Annotated in this window: 14 protein-coding genes and 3 pseudogenes; 11 read left to right on the top strand and 6 right to left on the bottom strand. The window is 72.5% G+C overall.

The features are described from left to right. Positions 1 to 92 precede the first annotated feature (92 nt). Both OG844_RS27730 and OG844_RS27725 read right to left on the bottom strand, forming a co-directional pair. On the bottom strand, positions 93 to 821 hold the full coding sequence (locus tag OG844_RS27730) for a hypothetical protein (protein ID WP_406393926.1): 729 nt from the start codon (positions 819 to 821) through the stop codon (positions 93 to 95). Beyond that, complete coding sequence (locus OG844_RS27725) at positions 818 to 1,417, bottom strand: RNA polymerase sigma factor (RefSeq protein ID WP_406393925.1); 600 nt, start codon at positions 1,415 to 1,417, stop codon at positions 818 to 820. The genes OG844_RS27730 and OG844_RS27725 overlap by 4 nt, the downstream gene beginning before the upstream one ends. Before the next feature lie 199 nt (positions 1,418 to 1,616). On the opposite strand from OG844_RS27725, the gene OG844_RS27720 reads away from it, so the two are divergent. The 3 genes from OG844_RS27720 to OG844_RS27710 all read left to right on the top strand — a co-directional run bounded on the left by OG844_RS27720 (position 1,617) and on the right by OG844_RS27710 (position 4,690). Next, positions 1,617 to 2,534, top strand: a complete 918-nt coding sequence (locus tag OG844_RS27720) for a hypothetical protein (protein ID WP_406393923.1) — start codon at positions 1,617 to 1,619, stop codon at positions 2,532 to 2,534. A 99-nt stretch (positions 2,535 to 2,633) separates the two neighbouring features. Beyond that, positions 2,634 to 3,200 (top strand): YcxB family protein, encoded by a 567-nt coding sequence (locus tag OG844_RS27715; protein WP_406393922.1) that lies wholly within the window; start codon positions 2,634 to 2,636, stop codon positions 3,198 to 3,200. A 266-nt stretch (positions 3,201 to 3,466) separates the two neighbouring features. Beyond that, complete coding sequence (locus OG844_RS27710; RefSeq protein WP_406393920.1) at positions 3,467 to 4,690, top strand: cation:proton antiporter; 1,224 nt, start codon at positions 3,467 to 3,469, stop codon at positions 4,688 to 4,690. Positions 4,691 to 4,705: 15 nt separating this feature from the next. Here the strand turns inward: OG844_RS27710 and OG844_RS27705 are convergent, their stop codons facing one another. Then, positions 4,706 to 5,545 (bottom strand): hypothetical protein, encoded by an 840-nt coding sequence (locus OG844_RS27705; RefSeq protein WP_406393918.1) that lies wholly within the window; start codon positions 5,543 to 5,545, stop codon positions 4,706 to 4,708. A gap of 119 nt (positions 5,546 to 5,664) precedes the next feature. Between OG844_RS27705 and OG844_RS27700 the strand changes: the two are divergent. Both OG844_RS27700 and OG844_RS27695 read left to right on the top strand, forming a co-directional pair. Next, positions 5,665 to 5,775 (top strand): annotated as a pseudogene (locus OG844_RS27700) (DUF1838 family protein); the annotation flags it as partial. A 252-nt stretch (positions 5,776 to 6,027) separates the two neighbouring features. Continuing rightward, positions 6,028 to 6,585 (top strand): DUF1062 domain-containing protein, encoded by a 558-nt coding sequence (locus tag OG844_RS27695; RefSeq protein WP_406393917.1) that lies wholly within the window; start codon positions 6,028 to 6,030, stop codon positions 6,583 to 6,585. A 213-nt stretch (positions 6,586 to 6,798) separates the two neighbouring features. Here OG844_RS27695 and OG844_RS27690 read toward each other — a convergent pair whose 3' ends face one another. Next, positions 6,799 to 7,392 carry an MBL fold metallo-hydrolase gene (locus OG844_RS27690; protein ID WP_406393916.1) on the bottom strand — a complete coding sequence of 198 codons (594 nt, stop codon included), beginning with the start codon at positions 7,390 to 7,392 and terminating at the stop codon, positions 6,799 to 6,801. A gap of 82 nt (positions 7,393 to 7,474) precedes the next feature. Here OG844_RS27690 and OG844_RS27685 point away from each other — a divergent pair, with 82 nt between their 5' ends. Next, a complete protein-coding gene (locus tag OG844_RS27685) occupies positions 7,475 to 8,431 on the top strand; it encodes a GlxA family transcriptional regulator (RefSeq protein ID WP_406393914.1) in 957 nt (318 codons plus the stop codon). 57 nt (positions 8,432 to 8,488) lie between these two features. Here OG844_RS27685 and OG844_RS27680 read toward each other — a convergent pair whose 3' ends face one another. Both OG844_RS27680 and OG844_RS27675 read right to left on the bottom strand, forming a co-directional pair. Continuing rightward, on the bottom strand, positions 8,489 to 9,625 hold the full coding sequence (locus tag OG844_RS27680) for an endo-1,4-beta-xylanase (RefSeq protein WP_406393912.1): 1,137 nt from the start codon (positions 9,623 to 9,625) through the stop codon (positions 8,489 to 8,491). 389 nt (positions 9,626 to 10,014) lie between these two features. Next, complete coding sequence (locus OG844_RS27675) at positions 10,015 to 13,326, bottom strand: BTAD domain-containing putative transcriptional regulator (protein ID WP_406393911.1); 3,312 nt, start codon at positions 13,324 to 13,326, stop codon at positions 10,015 to 10,017. Positions 13,327 to 13,510: 184 nt separating this feature from the next. On the opposite strand from OG844_RS27675, the pseudogene OG844_RS27670 reads away from it, so the two are divergent. The 5 genes and pseudogenes from OG844_RS27670 to OG844_RS27650 all read left to right on the top strand — a co-directional run. After that, positions 13,511 to 13,609 (top strand): annotated as a pseudogene (locus tag OG844_RS27670) (short-chain dehydrogenase); the annotation flags it as partial. Between the two features lie 281 nt (positions 13,610 to 13,890). Further along, positions 13,891 to 13,950 (top strand): annotated as a pseudogene (locus OG844_RS27665) (short-chain dehydrogenase); the annotation flags it as partial. Positions 13,951 to 14,118: 168 nt separating this feature from the next. Further along, complete coding sequence (locus OG844_RS27660) at positions 14,119 to 15,375, top strand: MFS transporter (protein ID WP_406396280.1); 1,257 nt, start codon at positions 14,119 to 14,121, stop codon at positions 15,373 to 15,375. A gap of 263 nt (positions 15,376 to 15,638) precedes the next feature. Beyond that, the gene (locus tag OG844_RS27655) at positions 15,639 to 17,078 is read left to right on the top strand and encodes an NtaA/DmoA family FMN-dependent monooxygenase (protein ID WP_406393909.1); all 1,440 of its coding nucleotides are present in this window, start codon (positions 15,639 to 15,641) and stop codon (positions 17,076 to 17,078) included. Further along, positions 17,075 to 18,307, top strand: a complete 1,233-nt coding sequence (locus OG844_RS27650; protein WP_406393907.1) for an LLM class flavin-dependent oxidoreductase — start codon at positions 17,075 to 17,077, stop codon at positions 18,305 to 18,307. The genes OG844_RS27655 and OG844_RS27650 overlap by 4 nt, the downstream gene beginning before the upstream one ends. Positions 18,308 to 18,498: the final 191 nt, after the last annotated feature.

The raw sequence follows: 18,498 nt of genomic DNA, 5'->3' as shown, positions 1-18,498 counted from the left end.
GGCCGGCAGCCACGTCGAGCTCCAGGACCGGACGGACCGGTCGCCGGTGGGGGGGCGGGTCACCGACCGTCATCCGCGGTGCTTGAGACCCGTCACCCTGGTCCGGAGTCCCGTGCCGCACCGGGGCCTGCCGGTACCGGCAGGTTCTTCGTCCCCGGCTTTGCGGGATGCGCCGGACTCTTCTCGGCTTCCTTCGCCCCGCTCCTGTCCTGCTCGCCCTCCAACAACCGCGCGCAGTAGCCCGGTACGGCCTTCCGGCTGCCCGCCGCCTCCTCGAGCCGGGTCGTCGCCGCGTCCTCGGGCGCCTTGCCCCGCCCCTCCACTGCCGCCAGGTAGACACGGCAGTGCGCGGCGATGTCCCGCGCACTGCCCGGGCGTTCCCTCGAGGGCTGGTGCGATGCCGACGGGGAGGGTATCGCCGGACGCTGTGGTGCCCGCCCCCCGCTCCCGTCGCCGGCCGGCTCCTCGCCCGCGCCGGGTGGCGTGGGCGCGCTGTGCCCCGGCTCCGGCTCCGTGTCACCGCCGAACGGCGACGGGACGACCCCCGCCGCCACCGCGACCCCGCCCAGCGCCACAGCCGTGACAACACCCGCCAGCAGCACCTTCAGCGACCGTGGCCGGCGGCGCTCGTCGGCGGGCCGCCAGTCGTCCCGTCGGCGCCGCCATCGCAGCGGTGCCGTGTGCACGCCGTTCTCACGCGCCGTACGGAACGCACGGAGCGCCATCTCCTCGGCGGCCGGGCCGATGGCGCCGGGGCGGCCGGCCGCGTCGAGCAGCGCCTCCAGCTCAGGAGGCCGGGGATCTTCCCGTTCGGGGTTCATGTCTCATCCTTCAGCGTGCGCCGTGCCCCAGGCGTCACACCACCTGCTCCGGCCCTGGTGAGTTGCTCCGCCAGTCCCTTCAGTCCTCGGTACACCGCGGTGCGAACTGCCCCGGCGCGCTTGCCCAGCACCCGCGCGGTCGCCGGACCGTCGAGCCCGACGACCACGCGCAGCAGTACGGCCTCCGCCTGATCGCGCGGCAAGCTGCCGATCAGTCCGAGAGCCTGCTCCGTGGAGAGACTCTCGAGGGCAGCGGCGGCCGTGTCGTGTCGGCCCGGCATCTCCAGCATGTCCTGTTCCAGCAGTGAGGTGCGCGGTCGCCGTTTCTGCCTGCGCAGATGGTCCAGAGCGCGGTGACGGGCGATCGTCGCCGTCCACCCCCGGAAACCCGCCCCGTCGCCGCGGAAGCGGCCCAGGTCGCGCGAGATCTCCAGCCAGGCCTCGGACGCCACGTCCTCGGCGTCGTCGCCGACCAGCCCCCGGACATAGCCGATCAGGCCCGGCTGCACCAGCCGGTACGCGATCGCGAACCCTTCCTCGTCCCCCTGCTGAGCTCGCTCAACCGCAGCACCGAGCTCCGCGTCGTACGCCCCCACACTTTCCTCTCCGTACCGGCACCCCGTTGGACCTGCCCCCTCAATCTCTGCGCTGGGAGACGAAGAAGCGTCACTGAGGAAACGTCACCGCCCGCGGGTGGCACTCGGGTTGGCGGCCCTGCCTGTGACGTTTCACGGACGGGATGCGCTGGGTACGACAGACCGCCCATGTGGCGGGTTCCTACGAGGGAGCATCATGATGAGAAGCAACGCGCTGGTTCGCAGCGTTGCCCGCACGGCGACCGTACTCACCGCGGCTTTCGCACTGGCGGTGACGGTGGCCCCTCTCGCAGGCACGGCGCAGGCCCATGAAGCGGTGACGGGATCGCTCAGCTTCAGTGGCGAGCCGGGCGAGTACGTTTCCGGCGGACAGTCCTACGCCTACACCCCTGAGACGACGGAGATGTTCGACATCTCCGGGCCGACCTCCGAGTCCGCGGTGGGCGCGACGGTCGTCACGCCCGAGGGCGAGCGCTGGGCCCTGTCCATGTCCGCCCCGTACGGCCAGAAGCTGACCGCCGGCACCACCTATTCCAACGCCCTCAGTTGGCCCGAGGCCCAGCCGGAGGACCCCAAGCTGCAGTTCAGCGTGACCGACAGGTACTGCGAGAGCGGCACCGGCTCCTTCACCGTCTCGCACATCGTCTACGGTCCCCACGGCTACATCCGTGAGGTCGACGCCACCTTCGAGCGGTACTGCAGCGGATCCACCCTGCCCGTGCGCGGGGAACTCCACGCCCGGATGCCCGAGCCCCCCGCGGAACTCGCCATCGGCGTTCAGCTGGACACCACGGGCACCGTGGCCACCCGCACCGGTGAGATCACCGTCGGCGGCACGGCCACCTGCAACAAGCCGGCCCGCATCAGCATCAACGTCAGCGCCTACCAGACGCAGAAGCGCGCGACGGCGACCGGCTCCCACGAGGGCCTGATCGTTGTCTGCGAGCCCGGCGCCCCGGTTCCGTGGACCACGTCCTTCCCCAGCAACATCGACCCCACCGCCTCCTTCCAGCCCGGCGCCGCCGTGCTCCGGGGACTGGCCGGGGCGGACGACCGTGACTACCCGGTGAGCGTCTCCGCCTTCCAGAGCACCGACGTCACTCTCGTCAGGTCCTGACCCAGCGGCGGGCCCGGACCTGCCGGGCCCGCCCTGTCCGCCGAGGGCCGGAAACGGCCGGACGGTAATATCCGCGGATCTTCGTACGGGGGAGGAATCATGGCCGAGGGCAGCGGCACCGAAGGAACCGACAACAGCGCGGCAGCCTCTGACGGCGTGTGGGACGGACGGACCGCAGTCCAGTTGGCGTACGTGCCACAGGCTGCCGACACACTGGTCGGCCTGCGGGTCCGCGAGCGGATCAAGCGGACCGGCCTTGTCCTGCGGTGGGTGTTCCTCGCACTGTGGGCAGGGCAGTGGCTGCTCTCCCTTGTGGGCCGCGGGAACATCGACGTGGTCTCGACGGTTCTGTTCCTGTTCGTCCTGCTGGTCGTGTGGGGGTACCCGCGGCTGCAGGCCGCCCACGTGCAGCGGCTCGTCGGATGGCAGGGCGAGTACCGCGCCACCGTGTCCCCGGACGGGATCACCTGCCGCAACGACCACAGCACCCTGGTCCAGAAGTGGTCCCTCTTCCAGGGCTACCGGGAGACGGCCGGCCACTTCGTCCTGCTCAGCCGGGACCCCAACATCATGTGCCTGGACGTCCTGCCCAAGCGGGCCGTGCAGGAGGCCGGGGGCATCGACCGGCTGCGGGCCGTCCTGGACGAGCACACCACACGCGTGTGACACGGCCGACGGCCCCACGGATGCCGGCGCCGGTGAGCAGGTCGTTCCCCCTGACGGCCCACACCCGGTAGTTCTCTCCTGCCACGGGGGCGAGAGTGGCACTGGGCGTGCGCGACGGTGCGCCACCGGCTTCCGGCACCCCGTGGACAAGGGAGAGACGATGTCCCCCTCAGAATCGAAGCCCGCGGGGCCGTCGATCGCGGAAGCCACTCCCCGCCCCGGCTTCGCCGTCCTCACGCCGTGAGCCCGCGACACGGCGGCGCGTCATGACCCACCCGGGCACGCTCGTCTTGATCATGGCAGCTGCCGTCCTGGCACCCGTCCTCGTGCACGCCACGGGCAGGTGGATCCGCGTCCCCCTGGTGATCTTCGAGATCACCCTCGGCATCCTCATGGGCCCCGATGTCCTGGGCTGGGCCCACCCCGGCGACGTCGTCGACACACTCGCCGACCTCGGCCTGGCCATGCTGATCTTCCTCGCCGGGTACGAGATCGACTTCGCGGCGGTGCGCGGTGACACCCTGCGCCGTTCCCTGTGGTCCTGGCTGGTCTCTCTCGCCCTCGGCATCGCAGTGGCCGTCCTCATCAGCGGCGGTGACATCTTCGAGGCGTTCGTCATCGGCACCGCGCTCACCAGCACGGCGCTCGGCACCGTCCTGCCGATGCTGCGGGACAGGGGGGAACTGCGCGGCCGGTTCGGAACGGTCATGTCGGCGTTCGGGGCCGTCGGCGAGTTCGGCCCGGTCGTCGCCGTGGCGCTGCTGCTCAGCGGACGCCGGCCGGCCGAGTCGGCGGCCCTGCTGGCCGCGTTCGGGGCGATCACGGCCGGCGCGGTGTTCTGGGCGCTGCGTCCCAAGCCGGCCTGGTTCGCCCGGCTGACCGAACGGACCCTGCACAGCAGCGGCCAGTTCGCGGTCCGGTTCGTCATGCTGCTGCTCGCCTGCATGCTGGGCCTCGCCGAGGTCTTCGGCCTGGACGTGCTGCTGGGCGCCTTCGCGGCCGGCGTCCTCACCCGCCTCGTACTGCACCGTGCGGCACCCGGGAGCAGCGGGGAGGTCCTCGGCAAGGTGGAGGCGATGGGCTTCGGCTTCCTCGTACCCCTGTTCTACGTGGTCACCGGCATCGAGTTCGACCTCAACGCTCTGCTGCACGACCCGGAAGCGCTGCTGCTGGTGCCCGTCTTCCTGCTGCTGGTCCTGCTGGTGCGCGGCGGCCCGGTGTACGTGCTCGCCCCGAAGGATCTCGGCCGCACGGACCGGGTGGCCCTTTCGCTGTTCGCCTCGACGTGCCTGCCGCTGGTCGTCGCCATCACGACCATCGGCGTCGATCAGGACCTCCTCGGCTCGGACGAGGCGGCGTCGCTCGTCGGCGCCGGGATGTTCTCCGTACTCGTGCTTCCGCTGCTCGCGATGCGGATGCGGTCGAAGGCCGGCGGGACGGCACGGCCGGCGCCCGCGGCGGATACGGCCGACGACACGGAGGCGTGGTGAGGCACTCGTCGGGGATCAGGGGCGCTCGAAGAACTGGAGCACCCCTCCGACGGCGAAGCAGAGTGCTCCCGTGAGGGTGCCCCAGTTGGTGATGTCGACGTTCACGACGTCTCCCGTCGCGGGGCGGGTGAAGTCCGCCAGTGCCGCTGCCAGGAAGAGCACGGACCCGAGCTGGTTGACGGCGACGATCCACCAGCCGAGGTCGTGCGGTCGGACGCCCGGTCGGCCGTGGCAGATCTCGGCCAGGGCAAGGTGCCCCGAGAGGAGGAACAGGATGCACCCGACCATGTCAGGGGCCCAGACCAGCCTGTTCGCCTGCTGCACGGAAAGCCCCTGCAACAGGGAGCTCAGCAGGTTGATCCCGAACACGAGCGTCCCCGCGAACAGCAGGAAGGTGCTCAGCCAGTCGATCCGGCCGGGCTCGTAGCTCCACCATCTCCAGCGCCGTGCGGCAAGCGCCCCGGTTCCGCTGTCCTGACGGGGAGCGTTGACCGCCTGGAGAAGTGACACGTAGCCGCCCGCGTTGAAGAACAGGCCGCCGGCGAAGTAGATCCAGGCACTCGTCACGCCGCCCGTGCCGAACTGACCCACCGCGGCCCCGGAGGCGAACAGGCACCCACCGGCCGTGAACGCACCCGCCGCAACGGCGTTCAGCCTGCCCAGACGGGCGGCCGATGCGCTGTCCGTCCTACGGGAACGGGGCTTCGTCGACTCGCCTGCGGCCCGCACCGTGAGCAGGCCGCGCTTGCGTGCCGGTCGCGACTCCCAGACAGCGGTGCCCCCGTCGCTGAGGCGCCAGGTCAGCCGGGTCGTGAACGGCCCCGCGCCCTCGGCCTTCCGCTCGATTCGGCTCACCTGGCGACCCTAGCCCTTGGTGTGCGCTCATCCCGTGCGCGGCTCGAACCCTCAGGATCTCGACGCCCGACGCCTGACGTCTCCCCCGACCCCGCGCGACCCACCCGTGCGGGGCGCCCCGTGCCCACATCGCCGACCGGCATCCGGAGTTCGCCCGGGCGCCGGAGAAGCGGAGCGAGCCGAACGAGACCAGCTGGACGTACTTCCGCAAGCTCAACCCGCCGCGGTAGCCGCCGGGCTCCCCCACCGCGCGAGGCGCCCCGAGTGGTGCGGGCGCCCTCCGCGGGGCATCGCCGCCCGCCCCGAAAATCGGTGGAGCCGCGTCCCCGTGCGCCGATACCGTCCTTGCGCCCGCAGTCGCCCCGTCAAGGACGTGCCGTTGTACACCAAGTGAGACCCCCCGAGCGCTGATCCGTCGCGCGTCGCACCTGTGCGCCGTGCTCCTTTTCGCTGCGGTCCTCTCACTGAACCGGTGTACTTCTGTGTCCAGAACCTGGGTGGTTGCGCCCACCTGCCTGCCGATAGTCCTCCGCCGTTGCCACAGGTGCGCCTCCGGGCGCTTCCGGGCGGACGGCAGATTCCGCGTCAACGCGAACCACAAGCTCCTCGACGCCTGGCTCCTCGCCCTGTGCACGGAATGCGGGGACACCACCAAGCTCACTGTCCTGGAGCGGACGCACGTACGGTCCGTGCGCCCGGAGTTCCTGAACCTGCTGCACGACAACGACCCCGGCCTGGCGGCCGAACTGCTCCAGGACCCGGTCGTACGGCGCCGCAATCGCATCGCCCTCGACTGGGACGACGCCTGGCGCCTCGACAGCGGCGCGCCGCATCAGCCGGACCAGCCGGAGGGTGAGGGGATCGAGGTCTCGGTCCGCTTTGCGGCGCGGATACCCGTGCGGCCGGTGCGACTGATCGCCGAAGGCTTCGGCCTTTCGCGAGCCGAGGCCGGGAGACTGCTCACCGAGGGGAACCTCGTGTCGGCAGTCCGCCTGAGCGGCAAGCTCTCGGGCGACTTCACCTTCACGCTCAAGCGCTGAGCCCCGGGGGCCTGTCCGGCCGTACGCGACCCGCCGGACGGGCCCTACCGGTGTCCTTCACCCGCCAGGTCCCGGATCGTGGTCGGTGTTGGTGTATTCCAAGATCTCGGCCGAACCCGCCTCGAGGAAGTCCTGGGACGGCTCCATGAACGGCATCGCGCCTCTGAACAGAGGTAAAAGCATCCCTCCCGGCACGGACGAACCCGTTCGCGGTCAGCGCGGTGCGGTGTCGTCGGCGGGGAACGCGGGGCCGTGGCCGGGCACGATCAGGTCGGCGGCGGCGAGCACCCGGAGCCGGGACGCCAGCAGCATGTCCTGGTCCGGGGCGACCGGGTCGTCCACCGGGCCGTTGGGGCGCCACCACAGGTCTCCGACGAAGGCCACGACACCCGAGTCCGTACCTGCCAGCAGGGTGATGTCCTCGCGGCTGTGACCCGGGGTGCGGATCAGCCTGAGCGAGGGGGTCAGTTCGTAACCCTCGGCGTCGCGGTCGGTCCACTGGTCGTCGAGGTAGATCGCCTTGTGGTCGTGGACGCGGGCCCGGCCGAAGAGGCCGACGTTCATGGTGTTGTCCGGGTGGTGGTGGCTGAGCACCACGTCGGTGATGTCGTCGGGCCCGATCCCCGACTCAGCGAGCGGCCCGAGGATCCGTTCACGGCCGGCCACCATGCCCGGGTCGACGATCACACGGAGTCCCCCGTCACTGATGTAGGAGACGGTGGCGGCCACCCCGGGTCCGGTGGAGAGGGTGTAGCCGGTGGTCAGGATCTCGTACGTGGCGCTGCGGCCGAGCGGTGCGTCTGTCATGGCCCCAAGTCTTCGTGGCAGCACCCTTCTTCACGAGTGGCCGTGCTGCCACTGATCGCGTGAATCGTGCCAGACTGCCCGCATGCCGCCCTTCGTGACCGTCGCCGCCTACGCCCCGCCCGGTGTCGGGATGCTCGGAGCCGGTATCGCCTCCGAAGTGTTCGACGCGCGGGGCCAGGACCTGCCGCGCTTCGACTTCGCCCTGTGCACCGACCTGCCCGGACGGATCCGCACCGATGTCGGGCTCCCGATCGTCGTCGAGCACGGCCTGGACCGGCTGGCCTCGGCCGACCTGGTGATCGCCCTTCCCTGGGCGGACTTCCGTACACCGCCGGGACCCGCTGTGCTCGATGCGCTGACCTCCGCACATGAGCGCGGCGCGCTCGTCGCCGGACACTGCGTCGGCGCTTTCGCACTCGCGGCGGCCGGGCTGCTCGACGGGCTTCGCGCCACCACCCACTGGCGGTTCACCGGCCTGCTGGCCGACCGCCACCCGGACGTCACCGTCGAGCCCGACGCCCTGTACATCGACGAGGGCCGGATCGTCACGGGGGCGGGAGCCGCCGCCGGTTTCGACCTGTGCCTGCACCTCCTGCGGCGGGAGTACGGCGCCACCACGGCCAACGCCATCGCCCGGGACCTGGTCCTGCCCTCCCACCGCGACGGCGGACAGGCCCAGTACCTGACCGCCCCCGCCCCGGAGGACTGCCACGACGACCGGCTCGCCGAGGTGCTCGCCTGGGCCCGCGAGCACCTCCACGAGTCGCTTCCGGTGGCGGAACTGGCCCGCAGGTGCCTGATGAGCAGACGCTCCTTCGCCCGCCGGTTCGCCGCCTCGACGGGCACCACCCCGCACGCCTGGCTCCTCGGCCTGCGGCTCAGCCGGGCCGAGGAGCTCCTGGAGACCACGGACCTCCCCGTCGAGGAGATCGCCCGCCTGGTCGGCTTCGGGAGCGCGGCCGTCCTGCGCTCACAGTTCGTGCGGCGCCGGGGAGTGCCGCCCCGCTCCTACCGCCGGTCCTTCACCCGCACGCCGTAGGCCGGAGGGCCTTCACGGGGCCGGGTGGACCGCCCATGTCGCCGGCGTCGGGAGCGCTCAGTGCTTCCGCGCCTCCTTCAAGGTGGACCGCAGGGCGAAGAAGGCGGGCTTGGGGGCGAGGTCGTCCGTCATGACCGTCGCGGAGCCCTCTCCCGCGAAGAACACCGGGACCCAGGAGTACTTGTCGGTGAAGCCCCAGATCGTGAAGGAGTTGCAGTCCTTCACGGCCAGGCACGCCGACAGGGCCTGCTGGTAGTAGTCGGCCTGCTGCTGCAGCTGTGCCTCGGTGGGCTCGCCGCCCTCCGGCAGGTCCATGCGCACGTCCAGCTCGGTGATGGCCGTCTCGAGGCCGAGCTCGTCGAACCGGCGCAGGCTCTCCTCGAGGCCGCCCGGGAAGCCGTAGCGCGTGCTCAGGTGCGCCTGCGAGGAGAAACCGTCCACGGGTACCCGCTGCTTGAGCAGGTCCTTGACGAGTGCGTAGTACGCGTCGCTCTTGGCGTTGACGTCCTCGACGCCGTAGTCGTTGAAGAAGAGCTTCGCCTCGGGGTCGGCCTCGTGCGCCCATCGGAAGGCGTCGGCGATGATGCCCGGACCGAGCTCGCGGATCCAGATGTTCTCCTCGGTGCGCAGCTTGCCCTCGCCGTCGAAGATCTCGTTCGCCACGTCCCACTGCTGGATCCGGCCCGCGTAGCGGCCGACGACGGTGGTGATGTGCTTGCGCAGGATGGCGCGCAGCTCCTTGTCGGAGAAGTCGCCCTCCTCGAGCCATGCCGGGTTCTGGCTGTGCCAGAGCAGCGTGTGCCCGCGCACGACCTGGTTGTTGCGGTCGGCGAAGTCGACGATGGCGTCGGCCATCCCGAAGTCGTAGCGGTTCTGCTCGGGGTGGATGTACTCCCACTTCATCTGGTTCTCGGGGGAGAGCGAGCTGAACTGCTGCCCCATGGCCTTCCGGTACTTCTTGTCCGAGGTGAAGGGGTCCGGGTAGTCCTGCTCGAGGTGGTGGCCGCCGCCTGCCACGGCGGTGCCCACGAAGAACCCGTCGGGAGCGGCCCTGCGCAGCGTGTCGGACGTGGCGTGGGAGTGGTGCGCGTCCCGGTGGCCGGAGGACGGGTCGGCCGTGGCCGTGCTCGCCGCCAGTGGCAGCGACAGGGCTGCGGTGGCGAGGGCGGCGGTGGCGAAGCGGAGGTATCTCATCGGAGGACTCTCATTCCGGTCGGCTTTTTCGAAAGTTTCGATAAAATTTACGAACAAGCGCTCACGGACGTTAGGAGCAATCGGCCAGGGCGTCAATACATTGCGGGGAACCTTCCGGCCGCCGGGCGTTCGCGGGACGGCCGCCGGCAGTTACTCGCGCATCGGCGGGGTCACCTGCGCGGAAGAGGCCGTAGGGTCGTCCGCATTCCGGCCGTACGGGCCGTCAACCCAAGCCTTCCGCAGGGCCGTTGACCGACACGGCCGCCGGGTCGGGACGGGAACGATGCGCTGGGGAGGCATGAAGGTCGCGGGCGGAGGCGGATCACGGTCGCACCGGGAGGGCGTGTGCTACTTCCACGCGGTGGAGGAAGGCCTGACGGGGGCGTCCGTCACGGACACGTATCCGGTGATCCCGCGATCCGGTCGAGAACATCCCGGACGTGGAGCACCGCCTCCTCGACGCCCAGCCGGGCGCCGTGGTCGAACGACTCCGTGAAGGCGGAGGCGCCCAGGGCGGCTCGTGCCGAGGACGTGATGCGGTCGACGTCGGCGCGTTCGGCGGGTGGGAGCGGCGCTCCCGCGCGGCGGCGGGCCGCCGCAGCGGCGCCGAGGAGTACGGCCGAGCAGTCGGCGGACTCCTCGCCGTGCAGGGCGGCCGCGCCCGCCAGCCCCTCCAGGGAGAGGGCGAGGGCGCGCGGCTCGGCGAGGGAACGGGCGGTGTCCAGGCCGCGCAGGTGGTGGACCGCGGCCCGGCGCGCGTCGCCCCGGAGCTCGGCGACGAACCCGAGCTCCGCGAGGACCAGGTGGTCGCCCGCCTCGGACGACACATCGGCGTAGCCGTCACGCAGGTGCAGCAGGTGCGCCTCGGCGGCATCGAGCTCGCCGGAGCGGCGCGCGCCGAGGGCCAGGCCCATCCCGGAGTGGATCTCGCCGTACGTGTAGCCCTGTTCGGCGGCGATGCGGCGAGCCTGTTCGTGCAGGTCGCGGGCCCGTTCCCAGTCGTGGGCGAGCAGTGCCAGCCGGCCCAGACCGGAGAGCCGCGCCGAGACCTCCGCCTCCAGTCCCAGCTCCCGTGCCATCCGTAGACCTTCGTGCTGGCGGCGCGCCGCGTCCTCGTACTCGCCCTTGATCTCGGCGAGCGAGGAAAGGGGCGACACGGTCTGCAACTCGCCCCAGCGGTCTCCCAGTTCGCGGAGGATCGTGGCACTGCGCAGCCCGTCGCGGCCGAGCCCGGCGAGGTCGCCGCGGACCAGCGCGAGTGTCGCCCGCAGGCCGAGCGCGGCCGCGGTGCCCCACCGGTCGCCCGCGTCGGTGAACAGAGTGAGGGCGCGGGTGTTCAGCTCGTCGCCACCGGCTGTGTCGCCCGCGCTGAACAGGCCGTACGCACACAGCCACAGCGCACGGGCGCGACGCTCGGGGTCCCCGATGGCGTCGGCACTCCCGGTGGCAGCGGCGCCACCTGTGCGGGTGGCGGCCTCATGATCGCCGGTGAGGAGCGCGAACGCGGTGTGGAGGAGCGCGAGTTCAGGGACCCCGGTGGTGGCCGCGGTCGGCTCGGGGACGGCGGCCAGGACGGACCGCAGGCTGCGGCGTGCTTCGGTGAGGCGGCCGCGCAGGAGCCACCACCAGGCCAGTGCGGTGGCGAGCCGCACCGCCTCGTCCGCCTCGCCCGCGCCGGCGCGGCGCACCGCCTCGCGGAGTGCCACGCGCAGGTTGCCGGCCTCGGCGTCCAGGCGGGCCAGCCAGGACCGCTGCCCCGCGCCGCGCAGCTGGGGTTCGGCGCGTTCGGCGAGCGCGAGGTGGTGGCGCAGATGGCGGTCGCGTACGGCGCCGAGGTCCTCCATCTCGTGCAGCCGCTCCGTCGCGTACGCGGCGACCGACTCCATGAGCCGGTAGCGGGGCCCCGTGGGCCCGTCCACCACGACGACGAGGGACCGGTCGACGAGCCGCGTGACGAGGTCGAGCACGTCGTCCCGGCCCACGCCGTCGCCCGCGCACACCGCTTCGGCGGCGTCCAGGTCGCAGCCGTCGCTGTGCACGGCGAGGCGGCGCAGGACGATGCGCTCGGGCGCGCTGAGCAGCTCCCAGCTCCAGTCGATCACCGCCCGCAGGGTCTGCTGACGCGCGGGGGCGCCGCGCTGCCCGGAGGTCAGGACCCGGAAACGGTCGCTCAGACGGGCCGCCAGTTCCCGTACGCCCAGGACGTGTACGCGGGTGGCGGCGAGTTCGAGGGCGAGCGGGATGCCGTCGAGCCGGCGGCAGATCCCGGCGACGGCCTCGCGCTCCGACGCGTCCGGTTCGCGCGGGAAGCCGGGCGCGGAAGCGGCGGCGCGCTCCATGAACAACTGGACGGCGTCCGCGGTCGGGAGGGGCTTGACCAGGAACACCGCCTCGCCCGCCAGGCCGAGCGGCTCCTGGCCGGTGGCCAGGACGCGCAGGCCTGGGGCGGTGCGCAGGAGGAGTTCGGCGAGTTCGGCTGCGGCGTCGACGACGTGCTCGCAGTTGTCCAGGACGAGCAGGGTGCGGCGGTCCCGGAGGGCGGCGGCCAGGCGGTGCGGCGGGGAGGGGGTGCCGGTGCCGGTGCCCGGCAGGGCGGAGGGGGCGTCGTCCCGGATGCCGAGGGTTGCGGCGACGACCTGGGCGAGGTCGGCGGGCGTGCCGGCGCGGACGCCGGCGAACTCGACGAGCCAGATCCCGTCGGGGAGTTCACCGGCCTGTGCGCTGTCCCGTTCGGCGGTGGCGGCCGCCACCGCCAGGCGCGTCTTGCCGACGCCACCGGGACCGGTGAGGGTCACCAGCCTGGCCTGTCCGAGGAGCTGGGACAGGTGGGCGAGGGATCGGCGGCGTCCGATCAGGGGGGTGAGGGGGACGGGAAGGTTCGCGTGCGCGTGCGCGCCCGCCGTGGGCAGGTGCGCCGCCCTTGCGGGGACGACGTCGGCGGTACCCGCTGCCGTCGGCCCGGGGATCAGCACCGGGTCCTGCCGGAGCACCGCCTGGCGCAGTGCGCCGAGCTCGGGGCCGGGGTCGACCCCCAGCTCCCCGGCGAGCCGGGCCCTCAGGTCGTCGTACGAGGCGAGGGCCTCGCTCTGGCGGCCGGCCGCGTACAGCGCCCGCATCTGTACGGCGCGCAGCCGCTCCCTCAGCGGGTACTGCGACACGAGGTCGGCGAGCTCCCCGTCCAGGAGCACATGGTCGCCGGCCTCCAGGCGGGCCTCCGCCTGCTCCTCCAGCACGGTCAGCCGCTGCTCCGCGAGGCGCCGCGTCGCCCCCCGTACGAACTCCTCGTCCGCGAAGTCCGCGTACGCCGGTCCCCGCCACAGCTGCAGGGCCTCGGTGAGCAGTGCGGCACGGGCGCGCGGGTCCCGCAGCGGGCGGGCCCGGGTCACGAGGGCGCGGAACCGTGCGGCGTCCACCTCCTCGGGACCGTCGCCGAGCCGAAGGCGGTAGCCCGGCGGCTGCCGCACCACCCGGTCCCGTCCGATGACCCGGCGCAGCTGGGACACCTTGGCCTGCAGCGCACCCGAGGGCTTGCCCGGCGGCTCGTCTCCCCAGAGGTCGTGGATGAGACGGTCCGCGGAGACGGGGCCCCCGTCGCGTGCGAGCAGATCCGCGAGCAGCGCCCGGACCTTGACCTCGGGGACCTTGACTTCCTGTCCCTCGTCGTCCCACACCACCAGTGGTCCGAGCACCCCAAACCGCATACGCGCCACCGTACATGTCCGGTGGTCTGCGTCCCGGAGCCGCCGGGATCCCTCGCCGGAGCGGTTCGCCGGCCGGACCGTCAGCGCTTCCGAAGGTTCCCCGAAGCGCCACGGCGCACAGTCGTACCCACCGGGCGGTGCCACGCACCGGCAGGAGACGACAGCCCGGGAGGGAGCGGCAGCCGTGACCAAGTCCGCGAGCAGGAAGGCCCTGGTCGTCGGTGAGGACACCGGCATCGGCCTGGCCATCGCCAAGCGCCTCGTGGAAGGCGGTGCGACGGTCCTGCTGACCGCCCGCACCGCCCAGGACCGCGTCCACGCGGGCTCCGAACTCGGCTCCGCCGCCCGCGTCCTGGCCCCGGACGCCGTCGAGGCCGGTCTCGGCCCCGACGGTGCCATCGATCTGCTCTTCGCCGACGCGGTACCCACCGTGCTGCCGCTGCTGCGGCAGCTCGGTGACGGTGGCGTGATCGTGCTCACCGCCCCGGCCCCGTCCCCCGTCCCCCGTCCCCCGTCACGGCGCTCGCCGCCGAGCTCGTCCCGCGCGGCGTCCGCGTCAACGCGGTGGCCCCGGGCTGTATCGCGGCGCCGGGCGCCGGCACCGCCCCCCTGCCGCCGATGGGCCGTCCCGGCGCCGCCGAGGAGGTGGCCCGTGCCGCGCTCTTCCTGGCCACGGAGGCGACGTTCACGACGGCGCCCGGCTCCCCGTCGACGGCGGCCTCGGCCCGCCGTGACCCGGAGCACCACGTCCCCAGATTCCCAGATTCCCCCACGAGATCCGGAGTCCACCTCATGAGCACCGTGCCCGACACCGCGGCCGATTCCGCCGCGGCACCGGCAACGAGGAGCGGCGGCCAGGAGCAGCGGAAGCTCCCGCTCCTGGCCCTGCTCGCCCTCGCCACCGCCGTCTTCATCACCTGCCTCACCGAGACGCTCCCCGCAGGCCTGCTCACCGCGATGAGCGACGACCTCCGGGTGAGCGGGTCCGCGGCCGGCCAGACCGTGACGATCTACGCGATCGGCACCGCCCTGACCGCGATCCCGCTGACCGCGGCCACCGCGGGCCGGCGGCGCAAGGGGCTCCTGCTCACCGCCATGGCCGGATTCGCCCTGGCCAACACCGTCACAGCGGTGTCGTCCGTCTACGAGCTGACGATGGCGGCCCGGTTCGTCGCGGGTGTCGCGGCCGGTCTGGCCTGGGCCCTGCTCGCCGGCTACGCGCGGCGTCTCGCGCCCGTGCATCTGCAGGGCAGGGCGATCGCCGTCGCCATGGCGGGCATTCCCGTCGCGCTCTCCATCGGCGTACCCGCCGGAACCTTCCTCGGCGAGGCACTCGGCTGGCGCGTGGCGTTCCTCTCGATGACGGCACTCACGGTGGTGCTCCTGCTGTGGATCTCCGCGGCCGTGCCGGACCACCCGGGGCAGGAACGCGGCGAGCGGCCGAAGATGCTGCGGACCCTGCGCATCCCCGGCGTCACCCCGGTCCTGTTCGTCACGCTCGTCTTCGTGCTGGCCCACACCATCCTGTACGCGTACATCGCCGCGTTCCTCGACGACCTGGGCCTGGACGACAGCACGGGCCTGGTCCTCCTGGTCTTCGGCGCCGCGTCGCTGGCGAGCATCTGGATCGTCGGCGCCCAGATCCAGCACCGGCTGCGCAGCCTCACGATCGCCGGCGCCCTGCTGGTCGCCGTCGCCGCCGCACTCCTGGCCCTCGTCTCCGACGCGACCGCCCTCGTGTACGTCGCGGCCGTCCTGTGGGGCCTGGGCTGGGGCGGGGTGCCCACCCTGCTGCAGACCGCGGTCGGCGACGCGGGCGGCGAATCCGCCGACGCGGCCCAGGCCATGCTCGTCACCCTCTGGAACGTCGCCATGGCGGGCGGCGGCATCATCGGCGGCATCCTGCTCGACGTGGCCGGCAGCGAATCCTTCCCCTGGACCGTCCTGCTGCTCCTCCTGCCGGTGATCGCGGTCGTCCTCCACGCACGCGGCGCTGGCTTTCCCTCCAGGCGCCAGGTGTCCCAGGACGCCGGCCCCGAGCCGAGCTGATCCGCCACGTGCGGGGCCAGTCCTCCCTCATCCCGTCGCTGTTCCTCCGGTCCGCCGCCGCGCACCGTGACCGGGCGGATCACCATCGTGCGAGACGGGGCGGCACACCTGCTTTCGCCACGTCGGCCGCGACGCCCTCGGCCGTCCCGACGGCGTGAACAGCTCATGAAGTAAGGCCCGTCGACCTGTCCACGCCGCCCCCGGCCCGTGCACGCTCGGTGGGCCCCACCCACAGCCGGACCTTCGCAGGAGGAGACCGCACCGTGCCCGTCACCGGAAAGAAGCAGGTGCACCTCGCCGCGCAGCTGCCCGGCATCCACAACGTGACCGTCTGGTCGGACCCCCGGTCCGGGAGCCAGATCTCCGTCGACTCCTTCATCCGGCTCGCGCAGACCGTCGAACGCGGCAAGTTCGACTTCTTCTTCCTCGCCGAGGGGCTGCGGCTGCGCGAGCACAAGGGGCAGGTCTACGACCTGGACATCGCGGGGCGCCCGGAGAACCTGACCGTGCTCAGCGCGCTGGCCGCCGTCACCACGCACCTCGGCCTCGCCGCAACCGTGAACGCCACCTTCAACGAGCCGTACGAGGTGGCGCGCCGGCTCGCGACGCTCGACCACCTCAGCGGCGGGCGGTCGGCCTGGAACGTGGTCACCAGTCACGACGCCTTCACCGGCGAGAACTTCCGCCGCGGCGGCTTCCTCGACGAGGCGGACCGCTACACCCGGGCAGCCGAATTCCTCGCCACCACACGTGAGTTGTGGAACAGCTGGGCGGAAGGTGACCTTCGCGCCGACACGGCTTCGGGAGAGTTCGTACGGCCCGGGGCCGGCCGGTTCGCCCATCACGGGGAACACTTCGACATCTCCGGCCGGTTCACGACACCGCCCGGTCCGCAGGGACACCCCGTGATCATCCAGTCGGGCGAGTCCGACTCGGGCCGCGAGTTCGCCGCGTCCGACGCCGACGTGATCTTCAGCAAGCACAACCAGCTCGATGCTGCCCGTGACTTCTACCGGGATGTGAAGCGGCGCCTGGCCCGGTACGGGCGTACCCCGGACGAGCTGAAGATCATGCCCACCGCCAACGCCGTCGTCGCCGACACCGACGAGGAGGCCGTCGCGTACGCCGCCGAGGTCAGCCGCGACCTGGTGAGCCCGCAGACCGCGATCGCCCACCTGGAGGCGGTCTGGGGCCGCGACCTGTCGGGGTACGACCCGGACGGGCCCCTGCCCGGCATCGAGCCCGAGGACGACGCCCATTTCCTGAGGGGGCACTCGGTGTTCCGCAAGGGCCGTGCCGAGACGGCCCGGCAGTGGCGGAAGCTCGCCGAGGAACGGAACTTGAGCATCCGCGAACTGGTCATCGAGGTCGGTGGCCGCCAGACGTTCGTCGGCAGCCCGCGGACCGTCGCCGACGCCATCGACCACTTCGTCCAGACCGAAGGCGCCGACGGCTTCGTCCTCGTCCCCCATCTGACGCCCGGCGGGCTCGACGACCTGGTGGACCGGGTGGTGCCGCTGCTCCAGGAGAAGGGCGTGTTCCGCGAGGACTACGCGGGGACGACGCTCCGGGACCACCTGGGCCTGAGCACCCCAGCCCGCCCCGAACGGCGCGTGGACCGGACACCCGTGGACCGGACACCCGTGGACCGGAAGCCCCTGGACAACGAGGCTTCCGTGGACAACGAGAAGGAGGCCTCGTGACCGGCACGACCGGCAGCACCCCGCTCCACCTCGCCGTCGCCCTCGACGGCGCGGGGTGGCACCCGGCCGCCTGGCGGGCGGCGGACGCCCGGCCCGGTGAGCTGCTCACGGCCGCGTACTGGGCCGGCCTGGTCGCCGAGGCCGAGAGCGGACTGCTGGACTTCGTCACCTTCGAGGACGCCCTCGGACTGCAGACCGCGGCCTTCCACCTGCCGGACGACCGCACCGACCAGGTCAGGGGCAGCGTGGACGCGGTGCTGCTCGCCGCCCACCTGGCCCCCCTCACCCAGCGCATCGGCCTGGTCCCGACGACGAACGTCACGCACACCGAACCGTTCCACCTCGCCATCGGCATCGCCACGCTCGACCACGCGAGCAGGGGCCGTGCCGGCTGGCGCCCGCAGATATCCTCGCGCGCCGCCGACGCCTCCCACTTCGGCCGCCGCACCACACCTCAGCTCACCGACGACGACGTACGCGACCCCGAGCTGATCGCCGCGCGACTGCGTGAACTCTTCGCGGAGGGCGCCGAGGTGGTGGAGTCCGCACGGCGGCTGTGGGACAGCTGGGAGGACGACGCGGAGATACGGGACGCGGCCACCGGCCGCTTCATCGACCGCGACAAGGTGCACCACATCGACTTCCGGGGAACGCGGTTCAGCGTGAAGGGCCCCTCGATCACGCCGCGGTCCCCGCAGGGGCAACCCCTGGTGGTGAGCCTCGCGCACGCCTCCACCCCGTACGAGTTCGCGGCACTCGGCTCCGACCTGGTCCACGTCACCCCGCACGACCGTGCGGGCACCACGGCGATCCTCGCGCAGATCGACGAGGCCGTGCAGCGCACCGGCAGGGACATCCGGGACCGGCCCCTGCGGAGGTTCGCGGAGCTCCTGGTCTTCCTTGACGGGGAGCCGGGCGCGGCCGCACGCCGCAAGGCCCGCCTGGACGAACTGGCCGGCGCCGCACTCGCCTCCGACGCCGAGATCTTCGCCGGGACGCCCGGCGAGCTCGCCGACCTGCTGCTCGACCGGCGCACCGCAGGCCTCGACGGCTTCCGGCTGCGGCCCGGCACGCTGCCGCACGACCTCACCGCGATCACCCGCGGTCTGGTCCCGGAACTGCAGCGGCGCGGCGTGTTCCGTACGGCCTACGACGCCACGACCCTGCGCGGTCACCTGGGCCTGCCGCGTCCCACCAGCCGCTACGCGGAGGCGGAAGCCCGTCGATGAAGGCCGGGCGCGCCGGGTCGGCACCGGCCCGCCGTCCGTTCAGCGGGCCGGCGCGCAGGTCGAGGGTCCGGTCCTGGCCGGCAAGGTCGTGGCCGAAGCTGACCGCAGGCGGCCGAGGGGCTCGTCGACATGGGCACCTCGGCGATCCCCGCTCTCCGGCGTGCCGCCGACCACGCCCGCCCCGACAGACG

The sequence above is a fragment of the Streptomyces sp. NBC_00887 genome, assembly GCF_045207585.1.
This window is presented reverse-complemented; position numbering and strand designations above follow the sequence as displayed.

Bases quoted from the DNA above. Each gene is read 5' to 3' on its own strand.
- OG844_RS27685 (WP_406393914.1), top strand. From the start codon at position 7,475: ATGCCGCCCTTCGTGACCGTCGCCGCCTACGCCCCGCCCGGTGTCGGG.
- OG844_RS27730 (WP_406393926.1), bottom strand. From the start codon at position 821: ATGAACCCCGAACGGGAAGATCCCCGGCCTCCTGAGCTGGAGGCGCTG.
- OG844_RS27675 (WP_406393911.1), bottom strand. From the start codon at position 13,326: ATGCGGTTTGGGGTGCTCGGACCACTGGTGGTGTGGGACGACGAGGGA.
- OG844_RS27715 (WP_406393922.1), top strand. From the start codon at position 2,634: ATGGCCGAGGGCAGCGGCACCGAAGGAACCGACAACAGCGCGGCAGCC.
- OG844_RS27690 (WP_406393916.1), bottom strand. From the start codon at position 7,392: ATGACAGACGCACCGCTCGGCCGCAGCGCCACGTACGAGATCCTGACC.
- OG844_RS27710 (WP_406393920.1), top strand. From the start codon at position 3,467: ATGACCCACCCGGGCACGCTCGTCTTGATCATGGCAGCTGCCGTCCTG.
- OG844_RS27720 (WP_406393923.1), top strand. From the start codon at position 1,617: ATGAGAAGCAACGCGCTGGTTCGCAGCGTTGCCCGCACGGCGACCGTA.
- OG844_RS27680 (WP_406393912.1), bottom strand. From the start codon at position 9,625: ATGAGATACCTCCGCTTCGCCACCGCCGCCCTCGCCACCGCAGCCCTG.
- OG844_RS27660 (WP_406396280.1), top strand. From the start codon at position 14,119: ATGAGCACCGTGCCCGACACCGCGGCCGATTCCGCCGCGGCACCGGCA.